The organism is Pantoea sp. USMM079 (assembly GCF_037153115.1).
Classification (GTDB): Bacteria; Pseudomonadota; Gammaproteobacteria; order Enterobacterales; family Enterobacteriaceae; genus Pantoea; species Pantoea communis.
Genome location: NZ_JBBCKX010000003.1, coordinates 201,900 through 225,557 on the forward strand (window position 1 = coordinate 201,900; position 23,658 = coordinate 225,557).

A 23,658-nucleotide genomic window follows, 5' to 3' on the forward strand; every position below is an offset into this window, starting at 1 on the left:
AGTTGGAATTCACTCATGGCAGCAACCTTCGGATACACGCTTCAGGATTGGCAACACCGCTATCAGCAGGACCCACAGTGCATCAGCACCTTGTTGGCAGCACACCTCGACGCCATCGACCAGCAGGATAACGCCTGGCTGTATGTCGCTTCGCCCGCACAACTGCAGGCGCAAATTGAACCCTTGCTGGCCAGTTACTTGCGCAATCCCGCTGCACTGCCGCTGTTTGGCGTGCCGTTTGCGGTGAAAGACAATATCGATGTGGCAGGCTGGCCGACCAGTGCCGCCTGTCCGGCCTTAACCTATACGGCTGAAACTGATGCCTTTGTGGTCGCACAGCTTAAAGCGGCCGGTGCGGTGGTGATCGGCAAAACCAACCTCGACCAATACGCCACTGGGTTAGTCGGCACGCGTTCTCCGTTCGGTGCGGTAAGCAACACCTTTAACCCCGAGTATGTTAGCGGTGGTTCCAGCTCCGGTTCTGCTTCGGTGCTGGCGCGCGGCCTGGTGGGCTTCTCGCTGGGCACCGATACCGCCGGTTCCGGTCGCGTCCCGGCAGGTTTTAACAACATCGTCGGCCTGAAACCCACCAAAGGCTGGTTCTCGGCCAGCGGCGTAGTGCCTGCTTGCCGTTTGAATGACACCATCTCCGTCTTCGCTCTCACGGTGGAAGATGCCTTCACCGTTGCCACCGCCGCAGGTGGTAACGATGCGGGAGACGCCTACTCACGCAACAATCCGCACACCGCGCCTGCCAGCTTTAAGGCTCGACCTGATTTCGCCATTCCTGCCACGCCTGAATTCTTTGGTGATAAGCAGGCCGAAGCAGCCTGGTTACGTGCACTGGAGCAACTGCAAGCGGGCGGCGCGACGCTGCACCCTATCGACTTCACCGCATTCCACCAACTGGCGGAACAGCTTTATTACGGCCCGTGGGTTGCCGAGCGCACTGTCGCTGTCGGTGAGATGATCAATCGCCCGGAAGAGATGGACCCGGTGGTGTACGGTATTGTCAGCAGTGGCCTGAAATACACCGCCGTCGAGGCTTATCAGGCGGAATACCTGCGCGCTGAGCTGACGCGTCAAATCCAACAAACCCTGGCGCAGTTTGATGCGCTCGTGGTGCCGACCTCGCCAACCATTCACACGCTAGAAGAGATGAAGCAGGAGCCGGTGCATTACAACTCGCAGTTTGGCACCTACACCAACTTCACTAACCTTGCTGACCTTAGCGCACTGGCGCTGCCTGGTCCGTTCCGCGCCGATGGCCTGCCTGCGGGCATCACGCTGATTGCGTCTGCCTGGCAGGATCGCGCGCTGGCAGTCTTCGGCATTCAGTGGCAACAGCAGATGGCGCTGACGTTAGGCGCGACCGGCAAAGCTCAGCCCGCTCAATACACCGCATTCCCGGTGTCTGCCGATCACGTACGCGTGGCAGTGGTCGGTGCGCACCTCACCGGCATGCCGCTGAATTTCCAGCTCACCACCCGCGATGCGGTGTGGGTGGAAGAGACGCAAACCGCCAGCAACTACCGTCTGTTTGCCCTGCTCGATGGCCCGATCAAGAAGCCCGGTCTGCTGCGTGGCGACATCGGTGCGGCGATCACGGTGGAACTGTGGGATATCCCGCTGGCGCGCTTTGGCGAATTCGTGGCGGAAATCCCGGCACCGCTCGGCATTGGATCTCTGACGCTGGCTGATGGTCGCGTGGTGAAAGGCTTTATCTGTGAACCGGCGGTGCTGTCGCAGGCGCTGGAAATTACCGAATTTGGCGGCTGGCGCAACTGGCTGGCCTCTCAGGGGAGTAAATAACCATGTTCAGCACCGTCCTGATCGCTAACCGTGGCGAAATCGCCTGCCGTGCGATTCGCACCCTGAAGCGCCTCGGCGTGAAAAGCGTCGCCGTATACTCCGATGCCGACCGTAACGCGCGCCATGTCAAAGAAGCCGATGTGGCGATCGCGCTGGGTGGCGATAAAGCCACCGACAGCTATCTGCGCATCGATAAGATTCTTGCCGCCGCCAAAGAGACCGGCGCGGAAGCCATCTGGCCGGGCTACGGCTTTCTCTCCGAAAGCCTGCCGTTTGCCGCCGCCTGTGAAGAGGCGGGGATTGCATTTGTTGGTCCGACGGCGCAGCAGATTGGCGAGTTTGGCCTGAAGCACCGCGCGCGTGAACTGGCGGCTAGCGCAGGTGTGCCGATGACGCCTGGCACACCGCTGCTCAACTCGCTGGAAGAGGCGCTCAGCGCGGCAGAAAACATCGGTTATCCGGTGATGCTAAAAAGCACGGCGGGCGGCGGCGGTATTGGCTTAACCCGCTGTGACGACGCCGATGCGCTGCGCAATGCATGGGAGAGCGTACGTCGTCTCGGCGAACAGTTTTTCAGTGATGCAGGCGTGTTCCTGGAGCGCTTTATCGACCGCGCGCGCCACGTTGAAGTGCAGATTTTTGGTGACGGCAGCGGCAAAGTGATTGCCCTCGGTGAGCGTGACTGCTCATTACAGCGTCGCAACCAGAAAGTGGTGGAAGAGACCCCGGCACCGAACCTGCCGCAGGCGACGCGTGAGGCGCTGCTCTCATCGGCCGTGCGTCTGGGCGAGTTAGTGAGCTATCGCAGCGCCGGTACCGTGGAATACATCTACGACGCCGCACAGGATGCGTTCTATTTCCTCGAAGTGAACACCCGCTTGCAGGTTGAGCATCCGGTGACGGAGTGTGTGACCGGGCTCGATCTGGTGGAGTGCATGCTGCAAGTCGCCGCCGGTGATACCATCGACTGGGCGCGACTGCAGCAGGCCCCCAAAGGCGCATCGATTGAAGTGCGTATCTACGCTGAAGATCCACTGAAAAACTTCCAGCCAAGTCCCGGCACCCTGACCGGTGTCAGTTTCCCGGATGGCGTGCGCGTCGATGGCTGGATCGATACCGGCACCGAAGTCTCAGCATTTTACGATCCGATGATTGCCAAACTGATTGTTCACGCCGACACGCGTGAAGCGGCGCTGGCAAAAATGCAGCAGGCGCTGGATGCCACGCAGCTGCACGGCATCGCCACCAACCTCGATTATCTGCGCCAGATTGTGGCCACCGAAGCGTTCAGCAGCGGCAAAGTCTGGACGCGTTTCCTCGACAGCTTTACGCCGTCCGCCAGCGTGATTGAAGTGCTGCAACCCGGCACCTTCAGCAGCATTCAGGATTTCCCTGGCCGCCTCGGCTATTGGGATATTGGCGTGCCACCTTCAGGCCCGATGGATGACTTCGCTTTCCGCCTCGCAAACCGCATTGTCGGCAACCACGACAGCGCCGCCGGGCTGGAGTTTACTTTGCAAGGCCCGACACTGCGTTTCCACAGCGACGCAGTCATTGCCCTGACCGGCGCAGATTGCCCGGCAGAACTGGATGGCGCAAGCCTCGATTACTGGCAACCAATAAGTGTAAAAGCAGGCCAGACGCTGACGTTAGGCCGTGCGCAAAGCGGTTGCCGCACCTATTTAGCGGTGCGCAACGGCTTCGATGTGCCGGAATATCTGGGCAGCCGTTCTACCTTCTCACTCGGCCAGTTTGGCGGTCATGCCGGACGCACCCTGCGCATCGCCGATATGTTGCCGATCTCTCAACCGCTGCTGGCCGCCTGCACCACGCCCGCGCCAGTCAGCGAGCCGCAAGCGCTCGATCACGCGCTGGTGCCGCACTATGGCAACGAATGGCGCATCGGCGTGCTGTACGGCCCGCACGGCGCGCCGGATTTCTTCACTCAGGCGGCTATCGACGAGTTCTTCGCCAGCGACTGGCAGGTGCACTACAACTCCAACCGCCTCGGTGTGCGTTTAGTCGGACCAAAACCGACCTGGACGCGCGCCAACGGCGGCGAAGCCGGGCTGCACCCTTCCAACGTACACGACTGCGAATACGCGATCGGTGCAGTGAACTTCACCGGCGACTTCCCGGTGATCCTGACCCATGACGGCCCGAGCCTCGGTGGCTTCGTCTGTCCGGTGACGATTGCCAAAGCGGAGCTGTGGAAAGTCGGTCAGGTGAAACCGGGCGACCGCATTCGCTTCCATCCGATCAGCGCCGACGAAGCGGTGGCGCTGGAAAAAGCCCAGGCGCACAGCGTGGAAACCTTGCGCAGTACCCATGCGCCAGCCTTCGAGGTGCCTTCGCTGGCGGCCAGTGACATCGGCTCAGCCACCTTGCTGGCGGCCTTGCCTGCGACATCGACTACGCCAGCGGCGGTTTACCGCCAAGCCGGTGATAAATATGTGCTGATTGAGTACGGCGACAACGTGCTGGATCTGGCGCTGCGTCTGCGTGTGCACCTGCTGATGAATGCGCTGCGTGAACGTGCGGTGCCCGGCGTGGAAGAGTTATCGCCTGGCGTGCGTTCGCTGCAGGTGCGCTATGACAGCCTGATCCTCAGCCAGAAACAGCTGATGAATCTGCTGCTGGAACTGGAAGCCGGACTCGGCGATGTCAGCCAGCTGAAAGTGCCTTCGCGCATCGTCTGGATGCCAATGGCATTTGAAGACAGCGCCACGCTCGGTGCGGTCGAGCGTTATCAGGAAACCGTGCGCGCTACTGCGCCATGGCTGCCGAACAACGTTGATTTTATTCAGCGCATCAACGGGCTGGAGAGTCGTGAAGCGGTACGCGACACCATTTTCGATGCCAGCTATCTGATCCTCGGCCTGGGCGATGTCTATCTGGGCGCGCCGTGTGCAGTACCGATCGATCCACGCCATCGCCTGCTCAGTTCCAAATACAGCCCGGCACGTACCTTTACCGCCGAAGGCACGGTCGGTATTGGCGGCATGTACATGTGCATCTACGGCATGGATTCACCCGGTGGCTATCAGCTGGTGGGCCGCACGCTGCCAATCTGGAACAAATTCCTCAAGAACGACCAGTTCGCGGCGGATGAGCCATGGTTGCTGCACTTCTTCGATCAGGTGCGCTTCTATCCGGTGACCGAAGATGAACTCACGCAACTGCGCGATGACTTCCGCGAAGGCCGCGCCACGGTACGTATCGAAGAGACGCTGTTTGATTTCGCTGCCCACCAGCAATTCCTCGCTGAACACGCCGACTCAATTGCCGAATTCCGTCAGCGCCAGTCAGCCGCTTTCGAACAGGAAGTGACGCTGTGGGCACAGGAAGAGCAGAACGCGCCGCTGACCAGTGAAGAGACGCTGATGGCCCCGGAAGCCGACGAAGATGCGCTAGCGGTCTGTGCCGATATGAACGGCAACATCTGGAAAGTGCTGGTGCAGCCGGGGGACGCGGTGGAAGCCGGTCAGACGCTGATCATCGTCGAAGCCATGAAAATGGAACTGGCGATTGTCGCGCCACAGGCCGGCACGGTGAAACGCATTGCCTGCCAGGCAGGACGTCCGGTCAGTCCGGGCGACACCCTGCTATGGCTGGAATAAGGAGATCGCATGCATCAAAGCCCACGCAGCAAAGGCCGTCCGGAGGCGCTGGCGGAGAAGGTTTATCAGGCATTGAAACAGGACATTTTTGAGTTTCGTTTGATGCCCGGTGACCGCTTTAGCGAAAACGAAATCGCCGATCGGCTCGACGTGAGCCGCACGCCGGTACGTCAGGCGCTGTTTTGGCTGGAGCGCGAGGGCTATGTCGAAGTGTGGTTCCGCAGCGGCTGGCAGGTGAAGCCGTTCGACTTCGAATACTTCGAAGAGCTGTACGACTTCCGCACCGTGCTGGAGCGCGAAGCAGTGCGCCGCCTGTGCGCGCTGCCGCCGCTGGCCTGTGCGGAAATCCTGAACGAACTGAAAGGTTTCTGGATCGATGCGCCACGCCTGGAGGATGGCAAAGCGGTGTCGGCGCACGACGAAGCCTTTCATATGGCGCTGGTAGCCGCCGCGGGCAATCAGGAGATGGCACGCATCCACGCCGAACTGACCGAAAAGATCCGCATCATCCGTCGTCTCGACTTTACCCGTGACGACCGGGTAGATGCGACATACCGCGAACACGCTCAGATTTTACGGGCGATTTTCCAGCAACAAACCGAGGAGGCACAACGCATTTTAACCGACCACATTGCCGTCAGTAAGGCAGAGGTCAGAAAGATCACATTGCATATGTTACAGCAGGCCCGGCTTCAACCCATTGAATAAAAACACTAACACATTTAGAGGGTTAACAATGAAAAGACGTTCGTTGCTAAAAGCTTTTGCGCTCTCCGCCACCGTGGCCAGTTTGGGCTTTACCTTTGGTGCCCAGGCCGCTGATACCATCAAAGTCGGCATCATGTCGTCGCTTTCCGGCACCATGGCGATCTCCGAGACGCCGCTGAAAGACGTGGCCCTGATGACCATTGATGAAATCAACGCCAAAGGCGGCGTGCTGGGCAAAAAGCTGGAACCGGTGGTGGTCGATCCGGCGTCTAACTGGCCGCTGTTCGCGGAGAAAGCGCGCCAGCTGTTAACACAGGATAAAGTCGCGGCGGTGTTCGGCTGCTGGACTTCGGTCTCACGTAAGTCAGTGCTGCCGGTGTTTGAAGAGCTGAACGGACTGTTGTTCTATCCGGTGCAGTATGAAGGCGAAGAGATGTCGCCAAACGTGTTCTACACCGGTGCGGCACCCAACCAGCAGGCGATTCCGGCGGTGGAATACCTGATGAGCGAAGACGGCGGCAGCGCCAAACGCTTCTTCCTGCTGGGTACCGATTACGTCTACCCGCGTACCACTAACAAGATTCTGCGCGCCTTCCTGCACACCAAAGGCATTCAGGATAAAGACATCGAAGAGGTCTATACGCCGTTTGGCTACAGCGACTATCAGACCATCGTTTCTAACATCAAGAAGTTCTCTGCCAGTGGCAAAACGGCCGTGATCTCCACCATCAACGGTGACTCCAACGTGCCGTTCTACAAAGAGCTGGCTAACCAGGGCATTAAAGCCACGGATATTCCGGTGATCGCCTTCTCTGTCGGGGAGGAAGAGTTGCGCGGCATTGATACCAAACCGCTGGTCGGTCAGTTAGCCGCGTGGAACTACTTCGAATCGGTGGATAACCCAACTAACGCGAAATTCGTGGCGGATTACCGTGCTTATGCCAAAGCGCACAACCTGCCGAACGCAGGCACCGTGGTCACCAATGACCCGATGGAAGCGACTTATGTCGGCATCCATATGTGGGCGCAGGCGGTAGAAAAAGCGGGTACCACCGATGTGGACAAAGTGCGTGCGGCGATGGCCGGACAGACCTTTAAAGCGCCGGACGGCTTCACGCTGACCATGGATAAAACCAACCACCATCTGCACAAGCCCGTGATGATCGGCGAAGTGGAAGAGAACGGTCAGTTCAACGTGGTGTGGCAGACCGATAAGCCAATCCGCGCTCAGCCCTGGAGCCCGTACATCGCCGGTAATGATAAGAAGCCGGATTATCCGGTGAAATCGACGAAGTAATACGCAAAATGCGCGCTGATGCCCGATCTGGCTCTGTAATGGAGCCAGGGCAAAGGCATCAGCCGCCTGCGGATCTTCTCTGGCAAAGTATGGGAGAGGATGCCGAATGTGATTAACAGCGTTCTTTGCTGGATCGGTCCCCTCACTCGCTTACGAGAGAGGGTTAGGGTGAGGTCATCAACCGCCCCAAGCCCAACGACATACAGGATCATCATCATGACAATCCGCCGTTATCTTTGCTGTCTGCTGCTGCTCCTGCCGTGGCTCGCCCGGGCGGGCGATGGCGCTGATTTCGCCGCTGCCAGCCGCACTGATCAGGCCAACCTGCTGCAACAGTGGGCGGCCGCACCGCAGGCCAGCCGCTTGCCGCTGCTACAGGCACTGCGCAACGAAAGCATGGTCATCGACCAAAATAAACAGCCGTTCAGCAAGCAGGATGACAAACTCATCCCGCTGGATAGCGCACAACAGCCGACGGGTGACACCAAAAAGCTGTTTATGAACAACCGGCTGCGCGTGTTAATCGCCAGCGCCCTCGCCGCCCACCAGCTGGTGAGCGAGGATCCCGCGATTCGCCTGCGTGCCGCCCAACAGTTGCAAAACGACGGTGCCGCCGATCAGTTGCCGCTGATCGAACAGCGTCTCGCCGTGGAAAAAGACACTCAGGTTCACGCCGTGCTCGTCATGGCCGCCGCCAATCTGCAACTTACCAGCCCGGATGCCCGCGTGCGCCTCAAAGCCGTCACGCTGCTCGGTGAGTCCAGCGACCCGAATATGCAGGCCAGCCTCAATCGCTTAACGCAGGCCAGCAACGAACCCGATGCGCAGGTGCGCGCCGCGGCCACGGAGAGCCTGCAACAAATCAAACATCGCCTGATGTGGGGCGATCTCTTCGGTCAGGCGTTTACCGGCCTGTCACTCGGCTCGATCCTGCTGCTAGCCGCGCTGGGTCTGGCGATCACTTACGGCCTGCTTGGCGTGATCAACATGGCGCACGGTGAGATGTTGATGCTCGGTGCGTACGCCACCTGGTTTGTACAAAACTTGTTCCAGCAGTTCGCACCGCAGTGGCTGGCGTGGTATCCGCTGCTGGCGCTGCCTGTGGCATTCCTGATCACCGCGAGCATTGGCATGCTGCTGGAGCGCATCATCATTCGTCATTTATACGGCCGCCCGCTGGAAACCCTGCTCGCCACCTGGGGCATCAGTCTGATGCTGATCCAACTGGTGCGTATGCTGTTTGGCGCACAGAACCTGGAAGTGGCTAACCCAGGCTGGCTGTCTGGCGGCTGGCAAGTGTTGCCTAACCTGGTGCTGCCGTACAACCGTATTGCGGTGATCCTGTTTGTGTTTGCCGTGCTGGGTCTGACCTGGCTGCTGCTCAACAAAACGCGTCTGGGCCTGAGCGTGCGCGCCGTGACGCAAAACCGCGCCATGGCCGATTGCTGCGGCGTGCCGACCGGGCGCATCGATATGCTGGCGTTCGGTCTGGGTTCTGGCATTGCCGGACTGGGCGGTGTAGCGCTGTCGCAACTGGGCAACGTCGGGCCGGAACTCGGCCAGGGTTACATCATCGACTCCTTCCTGGTGGTGGTGCTTGGCGGCGTGGGACAGCTGGCGGGCACAGTGGTGGCGGCCTTTGGCCTAGGCATCCTCAACAAAGTGCTGGAACCGCAGATTGGTGCGGTACTGGGTAAAATCCTCATCCTCGTGCTGATCGTGCTGTTCATTCAGAAACGTCCACAGGGCCTGTTTGCCTTCAAAGGGAGGGTAATAGACTGATGAGCCAACCCCTGACGTTAACGCTGACGCGCAAAGCGCCGCGCCTCAGCATCAGCCTCGGCATCGTGATCTCCTTGCTGCTGCTGGTGCTGCCGTTCTGCGCCCTATTACCCGCCACGCATCCGCTGGCGATCTCTACTTACACGCTGACCTTGATCGGCAAAATCCTCTGCTACGCCATCGTCGCGGTAGCGCTGGATCTGGTATGGGGCTATGCCGGATTGCTGTCTCTTGGACACGGTCTGTTCTTCGCATTAGGCGGCTATGCGATGGGCATGTACCTGATGCGACAGGCTTCCGGCGAGGGCTTACCGGCGTTTATGTCGTTCCTGTCATGGAACGAGCTGCCGTGGTTCTGGGCGGGTACGCAACATTTTGCCTGGGCACTGTGTCTGATCATGCTGGTGCCGGGTTTGCTGGCGCTGGTGTTCGGCTACTTCGCCTTCCGCTCAAAAATCAAAGGCGTTTACTTCTCGATCATGACGCAGGCGCTGACCTACGCGGGCATGCTGCTGTTCTTCCGCAATGAAACCGGCTTTGGCGGTAACAACGGCTTTACCGGTTTCACCACCCTGCTCGGCTTTAACGTCACCGCCACCGGCACGCGCATTGGATTATTCGTCGCCACCGTGCTGCTATTGTTAATCAGCCTTGGCATTGGCTTCGCACTGGCGCGCAGTAAGTTTGGGCGGGTGTTGACGGCGGTGCGCGATGCAGAAAACCGCCTGATGTTCGTCGGTTACGACCCTAAAGGCTTCAAGCTGTTTGTCTGGACGCTGTCGGCGGTACTGTGCGGCCTGGCGGGCGCGCTGTACGTGCCGCAGGTCGGCATTATCAATCCCAGTGAAATGTCGCCGACCAACTCGATTGAGGCGGCTATCTGGGTGGCACTCGGCGGGCGCGGCACCTTAATTGGCCCGCTTTTAGGGGCCGCGATTGTGAACGGGGCCAAAAGCTGGTTCACCGTCGCCTTCCCGGAATACTGGCTGTTCTTCCTCGGCCTGATGTTTATCCTCGTCACGCTGTTCCTGCCGCGTGGTGTGATTGGCCTGCTGCGCCGGAGGCGTGATGACTGAGCAACTGTTTACCCATCCCCATCCCGCCGATCGCCATCGCGATCAGAGCGATCCGGTGCTGCAACTGGAGAAGATCAACGTCTCATTTGATGGCTTCCGCGCGCTCACCGATCTGTCGCTGAAGATCGGCGTCGGTGAACTGCGCTGTGTGATCGGCCCCAACGGCGCGGGCAAAACCACGCTGATGGACGTGATCACCGGCAAAACCCGTCCCGATAACGGGCAGGTGATCTATGACCAGGATACCGATCTCACCCGCATGTCGTCGGTGGAGATCGCCCGGGCCGGCATTGGCCGCAAGTTCCAGAAACCCACGGTTTTTGAAGCGCTCACAGTATTCGAAAATCTGGAAATCGCGCTGAAAAACGATAAGTCGGTGTGGGCTAGTTTGCGTGCACGGCTTAACGGCGAACAGCAGGATCGCATCGATGAGGTGCTAAAACTGCTGCGGCTGAACGGTGAGCGCCAGCGCAAAGCGGGCTTGTTGTCGCACGGTCAGAAGCAGTTTCTCGAAATCGGCATGTTGTTAGTGCAGGACCCGCATCTGCTACTGCTCGACGAACCCGCGGCAGGTATGACCGACGCGGAAACCGAGTACACCGCCGAGCTGTTCCGCAGTCTGGCAGGCAAGCATTCGCTGATGGTGGTGGAACACGACATGGGTTTTGTCGAGACGATTGCCGATCACGTCACGGTACTGCATCAGGGCCAGGTGCTGGCAGAGGGATCGTTACGCGAAGTGCAGGCGAATGATCGGGTCATCGACGTTTATCTGGGGCGCTAACATGTTGCAGGTTTCTGAACTGAATCAATATTACGGCGGCAGCCATATTTTGCGCGGCCTCTCTTTTGAAACCAAACCGGGCGAAATTACCTGCCTGCTGGGGCGCAACGGCGTGGGTAAAACCACACTGCTGAAATGTCTGATGGGGCTGATTCCGGCGAAATCCGGTGAGATTCGCTGGCAGGATAAGGTGATCAACAGCCGTAAGCCGCATCAGCGTGTGCAAGCGGGTATTGCTTATGTGCCGCAGGGCCGCGAAATTTTCCCGCGCCTGACGGTGGAGGAGAATCTGCTGATGGGGCTGGCACGCTTCTCGGGATCGCAGTCCAAATCCGTGCCCGAGGAGATTTACCAGCTGTTCCCGGTGCTACGCGAGATGAAAGCCCGACGCGGCGGCGATCTGTCCGGTGGGCAACAGCAGCAGCTGGCGATCGGTCGGGCGCTGGCATGCAAGCCGCAGCTGTTGATCCTGGATGAGCCCACCGAAGGGATCCAGCCGTCGGTGATCAAGGAGATTGGCGCAGTGATCCGTCAGTTGGCCCAGCGTGGTGATATGGCGATCCTGCTGGTGGAGCAGTTTTACGATTTCGCCGCCGAGCTGGCCGATCAGTATCTGGTGATGTCACGCGGTGAGATCGTGCAACGCGGCGCGGGACCCAATATGGAAGCAGAAGGCGTACGCGGATTAGTGGCGATTTAACTTTTAACTGTAGAGTGCACGAAAAGGGCGCCATTGATGGCGCCCTACGACTCAATACCTATCGGTGTAACGGCGTAGTTTGTTGCGAGACGTTACTGAGCCGGCTTCGACTCCAACTGGAATACGCTGATATTCTCCACCAGCGAGCCGACCTGCTGATTCAGCGCGCGTGCCGATTGGGCGGACTGCTGCGACAGCGTGGCGTTCTGCTGGGTGGCGGCATCCATATGCGTCACCGCCAGGTTCACCTGCTCAATACCCACGCTCTGCTCCGCGCTAGCGGATGAGATGTTCTCCATCAGCTCGCACAGCTGCTTCACGCTCTCGACAATCTCCTGCATCGACGATCCCGCGCCTTTCACCAGCGTGTTGCCCTGCGCAATCAAACTCACTGAACGATCGGTCAGACCACGAATATCACGCGCTGCGGAAGCGGAGCGCTGTGCCAGCGCACGCACTTCCGACGCTACCACCGCAAAGCCACGCCCATCATTCCCAGCGCGTGCCGCTTCGACTGCGGCATTGAGTGCCAGAATATTGGTCTGGAACGCGATGCCATCAATCACCGTCACGATCTCGTTGATCTCACGCGAGAACTGGTGGATCTCGCCCATTGCTACCACCACTTTTTCCACCACCTCGCCGCCCTCGCCGGCGCGCTGGCGGGTATCACGCGCGATATCGCTGGCATGGCGTGCGTTCTCGGCATTGTTTTTCACCACGGAAGTCAGCTGCTCCATTGAAGCTGCGGTCTCTTCCAACGCACTGGCCTGCGCTTCATTGCGCGCCGACAACTCGCGGCTGCCGTGTGCGACCTGATCGGTGGTATCGGCTATTGCCTCAGTCCCCGAACGCACGCCGGTCACAATACGCGTCAGGTTATGGTTCATATCACGCAGCGCCGCCATCAGCTGTGCGGTTTCATCACGTCCTGAGACCGCAATCCGGGCTCGCAGATCACCTGCCGCCACGGTCTTCGCGACGTTAATTGCCTGCTTCAGCGGACGCGTGATGCTCTGCACCAGCCAGGCCGTAATGCACACACCAACCAGCAAGATACAGCCCATCGCGATCAGCAGCAGCATGCGGGTTTTCTGGTAATGCGCGAGGTTATTCGCTTCGATCTCCTGATGCATCTGCTGCGCGCGTTTCAGCGTGGCAGCCACCAGATCGTCGATTTGCTGTGTCGGTGCGCGGTCGATACCGGTGACCAGATGGTCAACGCGTGCCGCACTGTTAATATCGCTGATACTGTAGTTTTCCAGCGCCGCCAGATATTTGCTCTCCAGCCCGGCATGCACCGCGCGCGCCTGTTCCACGGGAGCGTCAGGTAACCCCAGCGACGTCTGAATCTGGCTCAGCTTACTCAGCAGCGCCTGCGTTTGCTGGCTCTCTTTCAAAAACGCCTTTTTGTACTTATCGAAGGTCTCCTGCCCTTGGGTGCCGCGCAACAGGGTATTTTTCCACTCCTGTACCTGTATCTTGAACTGCACCTGCGCACTGCGCGCGGTGTCGATGCTGTCGGCAATCAGGACTTCACGTGCCATCACGTCCTGATTGTTTTCCAGCGCCTGCATATTGACTTGCAGTCCGTGCAGTCCCATCAACAATGTGGCGAGCAACAGCAGCGTGGCGAGAAAACCCAGCCGCTGGCCAATTTTAAACTGATTGAGCTTCATAAATCTGAACCCTGGTAAAGAGAGAGGAGAACCAATGTGACGAATGTCGCAGGGGTTATCGTCCAACCGGGCAGTTGGCTTTATAGGATTGGCAAGGATATTGCGTGACAGTTTCGTGAATAGCGAAGCGGTAAAAATTGAGGCGGCACAAGGGCCGCCAGTGATTACAGAATGCCGGTCTCGACGCTGAAATGTCGCTTCTCGCCGGGAGCCAGCTCAATCAGCGTGCCAGCGCACTGCGCCGCGTTAAATCCCTCCGGCCGACAGGTGGAAGGCAGCACGTAAGCCGCCACCTGCTGATCGTGATTGTGCAGCAGCCAGCGTGTGGCGTGTGGGAACTGTCGGCTATCGAAGCGCGTCATCAAGGCATAACCTTCCGGGGCATGCAGTTCGAACTGCACCTCATGGCCGTACTGCGGCAGATCGTCGGCAAAGAACACGATCTCCGGATCGCACATCTCCGGCTGATCCAACTGCTGCAATGCCTGCGGATCGCGCGCCAGCTGATCGGTATAGGCGGTCCACTGCGGCGTCGGTTTCACGTGCGCCGGGATCGAGGTGCGCAGCTTGAAAGCATCCTGAGGGATCGACTGCTTAAAGCGACCATTGGCCAGCCAGGCACTATTCAGATGGCACATGTACTGCAGCGGCATCGGCGCGCCCGCCAGATTGGTGACGTTCATTTCGATGTGCAGACGCGGCGTGTTAGCGTGCAACCGCACCGCTGGAGAGGCCAGATAGTGATGGCCAAAGCCTTTCACATATTCGGTCTCCCCTTCCAGCGACACGCGATCCTGCTCCAGCACCATCCATGCGTTGTCCATGCGCGCACAGGCCATCTCACCGTGCAGTGGATGGTCATCATCCGGAGCCGGACAGCCGTTCGCCAGCAGGCCGGAATGGAAGGCAAAACAGCCGTAAGTATCGATAATCGAACTGCCTGGCAGCGGCTGTTTAAAGCTGTGCCCCATGGTGAGGGAATGGCCATCGAAGGTCGCATCCCACACCATTTGACCGTAAAACGGCAGCACGATCACCGTGCCACGCTGGTTGCTGATACGCACCGCTTCGACACCCGCCGGATAGCGAAACAACTCGACGTGGAAATAGTCATTGTGCAACAGCGTGCTGGGCGTTTCATGAAACTGTTCACGTTTCAGCGGTAATCGGGTTTTCATGGCATCTCCTCAACCAGACGACCTGCCTGCATCGCCTGATTTTTATGGCGCAGTTCGCCCCAGAAATAGAAACCCACCCACGCAAAGCACAACAGAGACACGCCAAACGCCAGTTGCATCGATCCGAGATGATCAGAGGCGAATCCCTGTATAGCCGGGATAAACGCCGCGCCGACAATCGACATCACAATAAACGCGCCTGCCACTTCGGTGTACTTGTTATCCACCGTGGCCAGCGTGCCCGCGTAAATCGTCGCCCAGCAGGGTCCAAACAGCACGCTGACAAACACTGCCGCGTACACGGCGGTAAAGTTTGGCACAAACATCACCCACGCGAGGGTGATCACGCCGAGCACCGAGTAGGCAATCAGCACTTTTTCCGCACGGAAGCGTGTCATCAGGAAGTTGGCGACAAACTTGCCGATGAAGAAGCAGATAAAGCTATAAATCATAAAGTTAGATGCGTGACGTTCGTTTGTCGCACCCAACGTCAGCGCCAGACGGATGGTGAAGGACCACACCGCCACCTGCATGCCGACATACAGGAACTGCGCCACGATGCCGCGTTTGAAGTGGCGATTACCGGCCAGATAGCGGAAGGTTTCACCCAGCGACGGCAGTGACTTTTCACTCGACGCCGGTTTGCAACGCGGATAACGGGTAAACAGGAACAGCATCATCACCACCACTAACACCATCACCAGATATTTGTAGGGTTCCAGCGTGTGTTCCAGCATGCTCAGGCGGAAAGCGTGGGCCTGCCCGGCGTTCATGCCCGCCATCTGCGCATGCAGGCTTTCACCATCCTGAAACACCAGATATTTACCCAGCACGATGCCCATCAGCGCACCAATCGGATAGAACGTCTGGCTGATGTTAAGACGGAGCGTGGCGTGATCGCGGTGACCAATCATCGAGCTATAGGTGTTGGCGGCCGTTTCGAGGAAGCTGAGGCCAATGGCGATGGCGAAGATCGCCGCGAGGAACATGGTGTAAGTCGCCATATGTGACGCCGGATAGAACAGCACGCAACCGACGATATACAGCACCAATCCCATCAATATCGCCAGCTTGTAAGTGGCTTTGCGTATCACCAGCGAGGCGGGAATCGCGATCAGGAAGTAGCCACCGTAAAAGGCACTCTGCACCAGCGCACTGGCAAAATCGCTCAGCGCAAATACGCTTTTGAATTGCGTAATCAGGATATCGTTTAAGCTCGCGGCACAACCCCACAATGGGAACAGGCACGAGAGCAAAATGAACTGAAACAGTGGCGTCTTATTCAGATAGCCGTCAGATTGCTGAACAATGTTCTGTTGCATGACTCGACCTCAGTTTAGGTTGAGAAAACGCTGGAAGGTTTCCGCGTCCGGGTAGGAACGTTGCGTGCCGCGTCCAGTGACGCTGCAGGCGGCATAGGCCGAGGCTTGCGCCATCGCCGTGGGAATATCGCCGGTCTTCACCAGCGTGTGCGCAAAGCAGCCGATAAAGGCATCACCGGCACCGCTGGTGTCCACCGCCTTCACTGACGTTGGCGCGACCTGATGCAGCGTGTCGCCCGCCATCCACAGTGAACCGCGTGCGCCCAGGGTGATAATCAGGTTTTTGAGGCCGCGCTTGAGCAGCGTCTGGCCTGCACGGATCACCTCATCATCGGTTCCGACCGGCATGCCGGTGAGGATCTCCAGTTCGGTTTCGTTAGGCATAAAAAAGTCGCACTTGCAGGCGTAATCGATATCGAGATTCGCCACTGCCGGCGCCGGGTTGAGGATCACTTTGATGTCGTGCTGACGGGCAAAATCAATCGCGTAATAAACGGTTTCCAGCGGGATTTCGAGTTGCAGGATAATCAGTTGGCACGCTTTCAGCCCCTCGGCCGCCGCATCAATATCGGCCGGTTTGAGCTGCTGGTTGGCGCCTTTGATGATCAGAATGCGGTTCTGCGATTGATCATCAACAAAGATCGGCGCCACGCCGCTGGAAGTGCCCGGCGCGGTGGTGACAAATTGGGTATCGACGCCCTGTTGTTTCAGGTTCGCCACGGTGTTCGGCGCAAACAGATCGTCACCCACTTTGCTCACCATCATCACGCTGCCGCCCATTTTCGCCGCGGCCACCGCCTGATTTGCGCCTTTGCCACCACAGCCGATGGCGAAATCAGGCGCTTCCAGCGTTTCGCCCGCTTTCGGCATCTGATTGGTGTAGGTAATGAGGTCCACCATATTTGACCCAATAACCGCGATATCCATTGTTTGCTCCCCGGTGAATTTTTAGCATTTAAATGTTATTTAAATCACACTAGCAGGTATGAAAAGTGATCTGTGTGACAAAATTCACATCCTGAGCAGTGTGTGAAAACGATTTTTCTGACAGAAAGGCCCGCACCGATGTTATTATTTTAACAAAACAACATCAGCGCCGTTGACGCTTTCAGCGCGATGTGGGAAGTTTGCGGGGCGATTTCATTACAGGTAAGATTGAAAAACTGCCGGCTAGATAAGTCGCAAATCATTAAAATATGAGAGATTTACCTTGGTTTGTCGGTGGCGCTTCTCTCGCGCCGACGGGTAAAACTTTTCCCCTCAGGATAGCCATAACACAGAGATGCTCATGGAAACCCGGCGCGAAGAACGTATTCACAAGCTGGCGCAAGCACTGAAGCGCACCGATAAGCTGCACCTGAAAGATGCGGCGCAACTGTTGGGCGTCTCAGAGATGACTATTCGTCGCGATCTGACTGAGCCAGCTTCGACGGTGGTCCTGCTCGGGGGCTACATTGTCAGCGATCCGAAAAGCCATGCCGGGCACTATTTCGTCTCCGACCAGCACGGGCAAAATGCCGCACGCAAACAGCGCCTGGCGCAGGCCGCAGCCAGTTTGATCAGCGAAAATGACACGGTGTTTTTCGACTGTGGCACCACCCTGCCTTATATCGTGGATGCAATTCCGGACACGCTGGCGTTCACCGCGATTTGCTGCGCCATGAACACCTTCCTCGCGCTGAAAGAGAAACCCGCCTGTAATGTGATATTGAGTGGCGGCGAGTTTCATGCCGATAATGCGCTGTTTACGCCGATTGGCGCGCACTCGATCCTCGACGATCTCTGCCCGACGCTGGCCTTTATCTCAGCCGCGGGGATCGATCCGGAACAGGGCGCAACCTGCTATAACATCAATGAGCTAGCGATGAAACATTACGCCATGCTGCGTTCACGCACGCGCGTGTTAGTGGCGGACAGCAGCAAATTTGGCAAAGTGCTGCCCGCGCGCATTGGCGAGCTACGCCGTTTTGATTTACTGGTGAGTGACAGCGCGCCAGAACCGGCGCTGAAGAGCTGGCTGGCGCAACATAACATCCCGCTGCGCCTGCCTTAAACTATGCCTTGCGATCGATCACCGCGTCGCCGTCGCGCAGACGACGCAAGTTATCGCAGATCCCTTTGATAATTCCCTTCATTGAGACATCGGTGACGCCGCCAATGTGTGGCGTCGCGATCACGTTATAGCGGAACACCGGATCTTGTGGATCGGGTGGTTCCTGCCAGAACACATCCAGCCCGGCTCCAGCCAATTTTTTTGTCTCCAGCGCTGCCAGAAAGGCCTGTTTCTCGATCAGTCCACCGCGTCCCAGGTTGATCAGGAAGCTGTCTGGTTTCATCTGCGCCAGCGCATTGGCATTAATGATGTTATGCGTCGCCACATTGTCAGGCAGACTGAGCACGACAAAATCGGCTTGCTGCAACAGTTCCGGCAGCTGCGCCATATTGCCGACCCAGTCGAGTTGATGTTGACGCGCAAAAGCTTCATCCGCTTCACGTTTTACCCCGATCATGCGCATACCAAACGGAGCAAGTCGCTTCGCCAAAGCTTTGCCAATGCCGCCCAGCCCCACCAGTCCCACGGTTTTTCCCATCAGGCCTAAGCCAATGGGTTGACCCAGTCTCTGCTGCGCCAGGCAATCGGCGATCTCATGCTGGCGACGTGCCAGGCCAATCATCATCCAGATCCCCAATTCCGCCACCGAATCGGCATTACCGGAATGGTCGGAGGGAACATTCGCCACCATAATGCCGGCCTTTTTGGCCGCTTCAAGATCGACACCTTCCAGCCCGACACCCGCCTGCTGCACCAGCTTCAGGCGATCGGCCGTGGCGATCAGTCGGGCATCCACCCGGCACATACCAGGAATTAGCGCATCAAAACCGGCCAGACTCTCCGCCGCATGGCCCGCCGAGGCAATAAACTCCATATCCGGTAACGTCTGACGAATGGCCGGAATTAATCCGCCCCAGGCATGTTCATCTGCAGCAATTAGCACTTTCATCGAACCCCCTCCGTTTTCCAGGCAAAAAAGCAGCATAGCGACTGTTGAGTGAGAATCAATCAGTTATCCCCTGTTCAACCCCACTCCAGAAGATTCAACGCCATGCGGCTGTGATTGCCAGGTGAAAACGGCTAAACTTCAGCATCTGAGGTTCCACCATTCACAGACCAGAGGCTCATTACAACGTGGCTCAATTCGTCTATAGCATGCATCGCGTCGGCAAAGTGGTTCCGCCGAAGCGTCACATTCTGAAGAACATCTCTCTTAGCTTCTTCCCTGGCGCCAAAATCGGTGTACTCGGCCTGAACGGCGCGGGTAAATCCACCCTGCTGCGCATCATGGCCGGTATTGATACCGATATCGAAGGGGAAGCACGCCCACAACCGGGCATTAAAGTCGGCTATCTGCCGCAGGAACCCAAACTCAATCCAGAGCACACCGTGCGTGAATCTGTGGAAGAGGCGGTTTCTGAAGTGGTTGGTGCGCTGAAGCGTCTCGACGAAGTGTACGCACTGTATGCCGATCCTGATGCCGATTTCGACAAACTGGCTGCCGAACAAGGTCGTCTGGAAGAAGTGATTCAGGCGCACGATGGCCATAACCTCGACACCCAGCTGAACCGTGCTGCTGATGCGATGCGTCTGCCAGACTGGGATGCCAAAATTGGCAACCTGTCCGGTGGTGAGCGCCGCCGCGTCGCGCTGTGCCGCCTGCTGCTGGAAAAGCCAGACATGCTGCTGCTCGACGAACCGACCAACCACCTGGATGCAGAATCCGTGGCCTGGCTGGAACGTTTCCTGCACGACTTTGAAGGCACCGTGGTGGCGATCACGCACGACCGTTACTTCCTCGATAACGTTGCAGGCTGGATTCTGGAGCTGGACCGCGGTGAAGGTATTCCGTGGGAAGGTAACTACTCTTCCTGGCTGGAGCAGAAAGATCAGCGTCTGGCGCAGGAAGCTTCTTCTGAAGCGGCGCGTCGTAAGTCGATTGAAAAAGAGCTGGAGTGGGTACGTCAGGGCGCGAAAGGCCGTCAGTCTAAGGGCAAAGCCCGTCTGGCGCGTTTCGAAGAGCTGAACAATACCGAATACCAGAAACGTAACGAAACCAACGAATTGTTCATTCCACCAGGTGCGCGCCTCGGCGACAAAGTGCTGGAAGTGACCAACCTGAGCAAATCGTATGGCGACCGCGTACTGATCGACGATCTGACCTTCTCGGTGCCGAAAGGCGCGATTGTCGGCATCATCGGCCCGAACGGTGCCGGTAAATCGACCCTGTTCCGCATGATGTCCGGTCAGGAACAGCCCGATTCTGGCACCATCGAGCTGGGCGAAACCGTCAAGCTGGCGTCTGTGGACCAGTTCCGTGACGCGATGGACAATTCGAAAACCGTGTTTGAAGAAGTGTCAGGTGGTCAGGATATTATGCGCGTCGGCAACGTTGAGATGCCAAGCCGTGCCTATGTCGGCCGCTTCAACTTCAAAGGCACCGATCAGGGCAAACGCGTTGGCGAACTGTCCGGTGGTGAGCGTGGTCGTCTGCACCTCGCGAAACTGCTGCAGGTTGGCGGCAACCTGTTGCTGCTCGATGAACCGACCAACGACCTGGACATCGAAACCCTGCGCGCGCTGGAAAACGCCCTGCTGGAGTTCCCAGGCTGTGCCATGGTGATCTCGCATGACCGTTGGTTCCTCGACCGTATCGCCACCCACATCATCGATTATCAGGATGAAGGTAAGGTGGAGTTCTTCGAAGGTAACTTTACCGAGTACGAAGAGTACAAGAAACGCACCCTCGGCGCTGACGCGCTGGAGCCGAAGCGTATCAAGTACAAGCGTATGGCGAAGTAATTGTTATGATGTGAAAAAGGCGCCGATTGGCGCCTTTTTTATTGCTGGAGGGTTAGGCCCCCAGCATCTGCTTCACCAGTTCAACGCAGCGCAGGAAGCGCGTGTCGTAGTCATCCTCTTTGACATGGACGAAGTCGATATTGTTTTCACGCAACATGGTCACCAGCATCGACTGAAACTCGCGGCGATCCATTGAGCTGCCCAGGCTGCGCAAACCGTCAGCCACCCACGGCACATTGTTCTCCAGCAAGATCACCAGATCGAAACGGTACTCATCGATCAGCGCCTGCACAAACGGATGCTCGCGCCCTTCATACTTGAGGCAAAACGCCTGCGTGGTGACAAAATCGGTGTCGATAAACGCCACTTTGCTGGCGTATTTCACCGCGAAATCAATGTACTGCGCCTGCCCTAAGGCAATCTTGTCGTAGTCTGAATACTGCAGCGCCATCTCATCGCCACCGAGGTGCGAGAAGACATAATCGCGGCCATATTCCCACGCGCTGGTGGTGTTGAAGATATTTGCCAGCTTGTTGACCAGCGTTGATTTTCCGCTGGATTCCCCGCCAAGGATCGCCACGGTGCGCACAAAGAACGGCTTCACTTCAGTGGGAATATATTCCCAGTAGCGGAACGGATCCTGGCGAATCTGCCCGCCGCTAATGTTCATAAAGGATCGATTGGGATCGATCACCACCGTCGAGATGCCGAGATGCTGTTGATACATCGCCGCATCCGGCTCTTCACTGGTGTAAATGCAATCCGGCTCAATGCCCTGCTCGGAGAGGAATTTCTTCACCCCTTCGCTCCACACATCCCAGCCGTGTGGATAAGGTTCGATCCCCTCTTCATCAAACGAGTGGATGCGGATGTTCTTCTGGTACTTGAAGGTCTGTAACAACCAGCGCAGGCGATCGCTGACGGTCGGCTGCTGCGACATGGCGCTGTTTTCAAACAGCTCGCGATCGCGCGGATCGTCATGGCCCATGATGATGTGCAGCTCATCCACCTGGCTGCAGGCGCGCTGGATCAGATAGATGTGGCCGGTGTGCAGCGGGTAGAACTTACCGAACACCACGCCAACGGTTTTGTCACGACGGGGAAATTCCAGCCCAAGAAATCGATGCAGTGCTTCCAGCTTTTGCGCGCTGGGGCTTTTGATTTTGGCATTCAGCAGCTGGCTTAAATAGCCTTTGGTCATCCCGCTGGCATCTGCAACCTGCTGCAGCGTGTGACCCTGCTGGCGTATGGCGGTTTTCAGGTAGTCGAACGATGACATTTGGTGCCTCCTGCATGGGAAAGAATGGGATGGGGCATGCGCTGGCCCTCACCCCGGCCCTCTCCAGTTTACGTGAGAGGGAAAAGTCTGTGCGGTACGTTTATCAAGATGCGCATGAATGCGCACGCTACAGTGACGGTGAAAGGCAGGGGCGGCAGGTATGCCACCCGGCGAAATTACAGCTCGTCTAATATCGCCAGCGCATCCGCCAGCTTCTTCGCGCTATACACCTTCATGCCTTCAATCGCTTTCTTCGGTGCATTGCCCGCCGGCACAATCGCACGTTTGAAACCGTGCTTGGCCGCTTCGGATATGCGCTCCTGACCACTTGGCACCGGACGTATCTCGCCCGCCAGCCCCACTTCGCCGAAGATCACCAGATCCTGCGGCAGCGGACGATCGCGCAAGCTTGATACCATTGCCAGCAGCAGCGCAAGGTCAGCACTGGTTTCGGTAACTTTCACACCGCCGACCACGTTGACGAACACATCCTGATCCGCCATCTGCAAACCACCGTGTCGATGCAGCACTGCCAGCAAAATCGCCAGACGGTTTTGCTCCAGGCCAACAGCGACGCGACGCGGGTTGCCCATCATCGAGTGATCCACCAGCGCCTGAATCTCCACCAGCAGCGGACGCGAACCTTCCCACACCACCATCACCGAACTGCCAGAGGTGACTTCATCTCCACGTGACAGGAAAATGGCTGATGGATTGCTGATTTCACGCATGCCCTGCTCGGTCATGGCGAACACGCCCAATTCGTTCACCGCACCGAAGCGGTTTTTATGACTGCGCAGCGTGCGGAAACGGGAATCGGCATCGCCATCCAGCATCACTGAACAGTCGATGCAGTGCTCCAGCACTTTTGGCCCGGCCAGCGAGCCATCTTTGGTCACGTGGCCGACCATCACAATCGCCACGCCGCGTGTTTTAGCGAAGCGCGTCAGGTAAGCGGCAGTTTCACGCACCTGCGCTACGCTCCCGGGCGAAGACTGGATATCCGCCATGTGCATCACCTGGATGGAGTCGATAACCATCAGTTTCGGCTGCTCCTGCTCGGCGATCAGACAGATCTGCTCGATGCTGGTTTCCGACAACATATTCAGGTTTTCAGTGGGCAATCCCAGACGATGGGCGCGCATCGCGACCTGTTGCAGTGACTCTTCGCCAGTGACGTACAGGGTTTTCATCCCTTCGGACAGCTTGCACATCACCTGCAACAGCAGCGTCGATTTACCGGCTCCCGGATTACCCCCGATCAAAATCGCACTGCCTGGCACTACGCCGCCCCCCAACACGCGATCAAACTCTTTGAAGCTGGTGGAGAAACGCGGCACGGCTTCGAGGCTGATCTCGGACAGCTTCTGCACCCGGCCGGGTCCCGCGCTGCCGGCATAGCCACTCAGGCGCTCATTACGCGCTGCCGCAGGCGAGGCGGCAATACGCACCTCGGTGATGGTGTTCCACGCGTTGCAGGCGCTGCATTGCCCCTGCCAGCGTGGATAATCTGCGCCACACTCGTTACAAACGAAGGCGCGTTTTGCCGCTTTGGCCAAATCAAAT

The 23,658-nt window shown here is 57.9% G+C and carries 18 protein-coding genes; 10 read left to right on the top strand and 8 right to left on the bottom strand.

Translation table 11 applies throughout. From position 1 onward, the window contains the following. The first annotated feature begins 15 nt into the window (after positions 1–15). From atzF to urtA, 4 genes are read left to right on the top strand one after another with little or no spacing between them, the layout of a single operon-like run. On the top strand, positions 16–1,812 hold the full coding sequence (atzF, locus tag WFP70_RS07500; RefSeq protein ID WP_337023103.1) for an allophanate hydrolase: 1,797 nt from the start codon (positions 16–18) through the stop codon (positions 1,810–1,812). Positions 1,813–1,814: 2 nt separating this feature from the next. After that, positions 1,815–5,432: an urea carboxylase gene (uca, locus tag WFP70_RS07505; protein WP_337023104.1), complete on the top strand. Its 3,618-nt coding sequence runs from the start codon at positions 1,815–1,817 to the stop codon at positions 5,430–5,432. A gap of 9 nt (positions 5,433–5,441) precedes the next feature. After that, positions 5,442–6,140, top strand: a complete 699-nt coding sequence (locus tag WFP70_RS07510) for a GntR family transcriptional regulator (protein WP_034826206.1) — start codon at positions 5,442–5,444, stop codon at positions 6,138–6,140. A gap of 28 nt (positions 6,141–6,168) precedes the next feature. Beyond that, the gene (urtA, locus tag WFP70_RS07515; protein WP_337023105.1) at positions 6,169–7,437 is read left to right on the top strand and encodes an urea ABC transporter substrate-binding protein; all 1,269 of its coding nucleotides are present in this window, start codon (positions 6,169–6,171) and stop codon (positions 7,435–7,437) included. Here urtA and WFP70_RS07520 read toward each other — a convergent pair. Next, a complete protein-coding gene (locus WFP70_RS07520) occupies positions 7,413–7,655 on the bottom strand; it encodes a hypothetical protein (RefSeq protein WP_337023106.1) in 243 nt (80 codons plus the stop codon). The genes urtA and WFP70_RS07520 overlap by 25 nt on opposite strands. Here WFP70_RS07520 and urtB point away from each other — a divergent pair. Genes urtB through urtE form a run of 4 tightly spaced genes read left to right on the top strand, consistent with a single transcriptional unit; the run spans position 7,654 to position 11,779 of the window. Further along, on the top strand, positions 7,654–9,219 hold the full coding sequence (gene urtB, locus WFP70_RS07525) for an urea ABC transporter permease subunit UrtB (protein WP_337023107.1): 1,566 nt from the start codon (positions 7,654–7,656) through the stop codon (positions 9,217–9,219). The genes WFP70_RS07520 and urtB overlap by 2 nt on opposite strands. After that, complete coding sequence (gene urtC, locus WFP70_RS07530) at positions 9,219–10,295, top strand: urea ABC transporter permease subunit UrtC (RefSeq protein WP_160868556.1); 1,077 nt, start codon at positions 9,219–9,221, stop codon at positions 10,293–10,295. Before urtB ends, urtC begins: the two co-directional genes overlap by 1 nt. Beyond that, entirely contained in the window at positions 10,288–11,079 is a 792-nt protein-coding gene (gene urtD, locus WFP70_RS07535; RefSeq protein WP_337023108.1) for an urea ABC transporter ATP-binding protein UrtD, read from the top strand. Before urtC ends, urtD begins: the two co-directional genes overlap by 8 nt. Before the next feature lies 1 nt (position 11,080). After that, the gene (gene urtE / locus WFP70_RS07540) at positions 11,081–11,779 is read left to right on the top strand and encodes an urea ABC transporter ATP-binding subunit UrtE (protein ID WP_337023109.1); all 699 of its coding nucleotides are present in this window, start codon (positions 11,081–11,083) and stop codon (positions 11,777–11,779) included. 92 nt (positions 11,780–11,871) lie between these two features. Here urtE and WFP70_RS07545 read toward each other — a convergent pair whose 3' ends face one another. The 4 genes from WFP70_RS07545 to rbsK all read right to left on the bottom strand — a co-directional run bounded on the left by WFP70_RS07545 (position 11,872) and on the right by rbsK (position 16,885). Beyond that, on the bottom strand, positions 11,872–13,458 hold the full coding sequence (locus WFP70_RS07545) for a methyl-accepting chemotaxis protein (protein ID WP_166935893.1): 1,587 nt from the start codon (positions 13,456–13,458) through the stop codon (positions 11,872–11,874). A 164-nt stretch (positions 13,459–13,622) separates the two neighbouring features. After that, positions 13,623–14,636 carry an aldose 1-epimerase family protein gene (locus tag WFP70_RS07550; protein WP_337023110.1) on the bottom strand — a complete coding sequence of 338 codons (1,014 nt, stop codon included), beginning with the start codon at positions 14,634–14,636 and terminating at the stop codon, positions 13,623–13,625. Continuing rightward, entirely contained in the window at positions 14,633–15,958 is a 1,326-nt protein-coding gene (fucP, locus tag WFP70_RS07555) for an L-fucose:H+ symporter permease (protein ID WP_337023111.1), read from the bottom strand. The genes WFP70_RS07550 and fucP overlap by 4 nt, the downstream gene beginning before the upstream one ends. Positions 15,959–15,967: 9 nt before the next feature. After that, positions 15,968–16,885, bottom strand: a complete 918-nt coding sequence (rbsK, locus tag WFP70_RS07560) for a ribokinase (protein WP_182057214.1) — start codon at positions 16,883–16,885, stop codon at positions 15,968–15,970. 361 nt (positions 16,886–17,246) lie between these two features. On the opposite strand from rbsK, the gene deoR reads away from it, so the two are divergent. After that, positions 17,247–18,011, top strand: coding sequence for a DNA-binding transcriptional repressor DeoR (deoR, locus tag WFP70_RS07565; RefSeq protein WP_337023112.1), 765 nt, complete (start codon positions 17,247–17,249; stop codon positions 18,009–18,011). 1 nt (position 18,012) lies between these two features. On the opposite strand, the gene WFP70_RS07570 is transcribed toward deoR, so the two are convergent. After that, positions 18,013–18,960 carry a 2-hydroxyacid dehydrogenase gene (locus WFP70_RS07570; RefSeq protein WP_337023113.1) on the bottom strand — a complete coding sequence of 316 codons (948 nt, stop codon included), beginning with the start codon at positions 18,958–18,960 and terminating at the stop codon, positions 18,013–18,015. A 185-nt stretch (positions 18,961–19,145) separates the two neighbouring features. Between WFP70_RS07570 and ettA the strand changes: the two genes are divergently transcribed. After that, positions 19,146–20,813 (top strand): energy-dependent translational throttle protein EttA, encoded by a 1,668-nt coding sequence (gene ettA, locus WFP70_RS07575; RefSeq protein WP_072017012.1) that lies wholly within the window; start codon positions 19,146–19,148, stop codon positions 20,811–20,813. Positions 20,814–20,865: 52 nt separating this feature from the next. Here ettA and nadR read toward each other — a convergent pair whose 3' ends face one another. Both nadR and radA read right to left on the bottom strand, forming a co-directional pair. Next, positions 20,866–22,092, bottom strand: coding sequence for a multifunctional transcriptional regulator/nicotinamide-nucleotide adenylyltransferase/ribosylnicotinamide kinase NadR (gene nadR, locus WFP70_RS07580; protein WP_034826244.1), 1,227 nt, complete (start codon positions 22,090–22,092; stop codon positions 20,866–20,868). A gap of 176 nt (positions 22,093–22,268) precedes the next feature. After that, on the bottom strand, positions 22,269–23,651 hold the full coding sequence (gene radA / locus WFP70_RS07585; RefSeq protein ID WP_034826249.1) for a DNA repair protein RadA: 1,383 nt from the start codon (positions 23,649–23,651) through the stop codon (positions 22,269–22,271). Positions 23,652–23,658 lie beyond the last annotated feature (7 nt).

What these genes read in the sequence shown, in the direction of transcription:
- WFP70_RS07520 (WP_337023106.1), bottom strand. Translation starts at nt 7,655, where the DNA reads ATGATGATGATCCTGTATGTCGTTGGGCTTGGGGCGGTTGATGACCTC.
- WFP70_RS07550 (WP_337023110.1), bottom strand. Translation starts at nt 14,636, where the DNA reads ATGAAAACCCGATTACCGCTGAAACGTGAACAGTTTCATGAAACGCCC.
- urtB (WP_337023107.1), top strand. Translation starts at nt 7,654, where the DNA reads ATGACAATCCGCCGTTATCTTTGCTGTCTGCTGCTGCTCCTGCCGTGG.
- atzF (WP_337023103.1), top strand. Translation starts at nt 16, where the DNA reads ATGGCAGCAACCTTCGGATACACGCTTCAGGATTGGCAACACCGCTAT.
- WFP70_RS07510 (WP_034826206.1), top strand. Translation starts at nt 5,442, where the DNA reads ATGCATCAAAGCCCACGCAGCAAAGGCCGTCCGGAGGCGCTGGCGGAG.
- urtD (WP_337023108.1), top strand. Translation starts at nt 10,288, where the DNA reads ATGACTGAGCAACTGTTTACCCATCCCCATCCCGCCGATCGCCATCGC.
- fucP (WP_337023111.1), bottom strand. Translation starts at nt 15,958, where the DNA reads ATGCAACAGAACATTGTTCAGCAATCTGACGGCTATCTGAATAAGACG.
- WFP70_RS07570 (WP_337023113.1), bottom strand. Translation starts at nt 18,960, where the DNA reads ATGAAAGTGCTAATTGCTGCAGATGAACATGCCTGGGGCGGATTAATT.
- urtA (WP_337023105.1), top strand. Translation starts at nt 6,169, where the DNA reads ATGAAAAGACGTTCGTTGCTAAAAGCTTTTGCGCTCTCCGCCACCGTG.
- WFP70_RS07545 (WP_166935893.1), bottom strand. Translation starts at nt 13,458, where the DNA reads ATGAAGCTCAATCAGTTTAAAATTGGCCAGCGGCTGGGTTTTCTCGCC.
- nadR (WP_034826244.1), bottom strand. Translation starts at nt 22,092, where the DNA reads ATGTCATCGTTCGACTACCTGAAAACCGCCATACGCCAGCAGGGTCAC.
- deoR (WP_337023112.1), top strand. Translation starts at nt 17,247, where the DNA reads ATGGAAACCCGGCGCGAAGAACGTATTCACAAGCTGGCGCAAGCACTG.
- urtC (WP_160868556.1), top strand. Translation starts at nt 9,219, where the DNA reads ATGAGCCAACCCCTGACGTTAACGCTGACGCGCAAAGCGCCGCGCCTC.
- uca (WP_337023104.1), top strand. Translation starts at nt 1,815, where the DNA reads ATGTTCAGCACCGTCCTGATCGCTAACCGTGGCGAAATCGCCTGCCGT.
- rbsK (WP_182057214.1), bottom strand. Translation starts at nt 16,885, where the DNA reads ATGGATATCGCGGTTATTGGGTCAAATATGGTGGACCTCATTACCTAC.
- urtE (WP_337023109.1), top strand. Translation starts at nt 11,081, where the DNA reads ATGTTGCAGGTTTCTGAACTGAATCAATATTACGGCGGCAGCCATATT.